Genomic DNA, 1,931 nt, shown 5'->3' with positions numbered 1-1,931 from the left:
CGGCTGCAGGTCGTGGCGGCGCCGCACGGTGAGGTAGTCCGGTGCCCAGCCCTGGCGGCGCAGCGCTTCCAGGGCCTGGTGCTCCCGCTCGCCGACATCGCTCCCGCCCGCGAGAAAGCCGTCCGCCAGCGCGCGCAGGGCCTGGGCCAGCTGCATGGCGCGCGATCGCTCCTGCGCCCCGAGATAGCCGTTGCGCGAGCTGAGGGCCAGGCCATCGTCCGCGCGCCGCGTTTCTCCCGCCACCACGTCCACCGGCAGCGCGAACTGCCGCACCATCTGCCGGATCACCATGAGCTGCTGGTAGTCCTTCTTGCCGAACACGGCCGTGCCGCCGCTCGCGCCCAGCACGCAGGCGAAGAGCTTCATCACCACCGTGCACACGCCGACGAAGAACCCGGGGCGAAAGTGTCCCTCCAGGATGTCGGCCAGCGCGGGGTCGGGATGCACCTTGAAGGTCTGCGGCTCGGGGTACAGGTCGGCCTCGCGCGGCGCGAAGAGCACGTCGCAGCCGGCCTCGCGCAGCTGGGCGCAGTCGGCGTCCCAGGTGCGCGGGTAGCTGTCGAAATCCTCGTGGGGCAGGAACTGCAGGCGGTTCACGAAGATGCTGGCAACGGTCACCTCGCCCAGCGGCCGGGCCTGCTCAACCAGTGAAATGTGGCCGGCGTGCAGGTTGCCCATGGTGGGGACGAAAGCGGGCCGGCCCCGGCCCGCGAGGGCCTGGCGCAGGTCGGCCACGGTGTGTGCGATGAGCATGGGTCATCCCGATCGGAAAAAAGAGGGCTGCAGGAAAAGGAAGGGACGGGCCGAAGGGGCGGCCCGGGCGCGGGCCGCCCTACCAGGCGTGCAGGGCGTCGTCCGGAAAGCGCCCGGCCTTGACGGCCTGCACATAGGCCTGCATCGCGCCGCGCACGCTGCCCGCCTCCTGCATGAAGTCGTGCACGAAGCGCGGCATCTTGGCCAGGTGGATGCCCAGCATGTCGTGCAGCACCAGCACCTGGCCGGCGGTGCCGCTGCCGGCCCCGATGCCGATGGTGTGGCAGTGGGGCAACTCGGCCGTGAGCTCGCGGGCCAGCGCGGCGGGCACCATCTCCAGCACCACCATGGTGGCGCCCGCGTTCTGCAGCTCGGACGCCTGCTGGCGCAGGGTGCGCGCGGCCAGGTCGCCCTTGCCCTGCACGCGGTACCCGCCCAGGGCGTGCACCGTCTGCGGCGTGAGGCCCAGGTGGGCGCACACGGGCACGCCGCGCTGCACCAGGAACTCCACCGTCGGCGCCGTCCACCCGCCGCCTTCGAGCTTGACCATGTGCGCGCCGGCCTGCATCAGCGTGCAGGCGCTTCGCAGGGCCTGTTCGCGGCTTTCGGCGTAGGTGCCGAAGGGCAAATCGGCGATCAGCCACGCCGTGCCCTGCACCCGGTGCAGGCCGCGCGCCACGCTGGCCGTGTGGTAGGCCATGGTGTCCAGCGATACGCCCACGGTGCTGGGCAGGCCCTGGCAGACCATGCCGAGCGAGTCGCCGACCAGGATGCATTCCACGCCCGCCGCGTCCGCCATGGCGGCGAAGGTGGCGTCGTAGGCGGTCAGCATGGTGATCTTTTCGCCGGCCTCGCGCATCTGCTGCAGGCGCGGCAGGCTGACGGGCCGGCGCTCGGGCAGGGGAGAGGCGGGCGGCAGCGTGCCGTAGGGCGTCGCGGACGAGGCGGAGGCGTTGGGGATGGCAGTGGTCATGGGAATGGGCAGAGCCGGGCCGAAAGTGCGGCGAGTCTATGCGATGCCGCTATGCTTGCCGCCCATGACGAAATCCCCCCTTTCCCTGGACGGCGGCATCGCATCGCTGGCCCAGGACGACGTTGCCCGCGCGCTGCGCGAGGACGTGGGCGCCGGCGACCTCACCGCCGGCCTGATCGATCCGGCGCGCCGCGTGCGCGCCCGT

2 protein-coding genes and 1 pseudogene are annotated in these 1,931 nt (G+C 72.0%); 1 reads left to right on the top strand and 2 read right to left on the bottom strand.

Annotated features, from left to right (window positions below):
• Both panC and panB read right to left on the bottom strand, forming a co-directional pair.
• Positions 1–753: pantoate--beta-alanine ligase (panC, locus tag AC27KI_RS23745; protein WP_487116181.1), on the bottom strand; the 753-nt coding region annotated here is incomplete at its 3' end.
• A gap of 79 nt (positions 754–832) precedes the next feature.
• On the bottom strand, positions 833–1,726 hold the full coding sequence (panB, locus tag AC27KI_RS23740) for a 3-methyl-2-oxobutanoate hydroxymethyltransferase (protein WP_284429343.1): 894 nt from the start codon (positions 1,724–1,726) through the stop codon (positions 833–835).
• Positions 1,727–1,790: 64 nt separating this feature from the next.
• Between panB and AC27KI_RS23735 the strand changes: the two are divergent.
• A pseudogene (locus tag AC27KI_RS23735) lies at positions 1,791–1,931 on the top strand (nicotinate-nucleotide diphosphorylase (carboxylating)); the annotation flags it as partial.

Source organism: Acidovorax sp. KPB24-03 (assembly GCF_057546605.1).
Note: the sequence above shows the minus strand (reverse complement) of the source record. Positions and strands in the feature narration are given on the sequence as shown.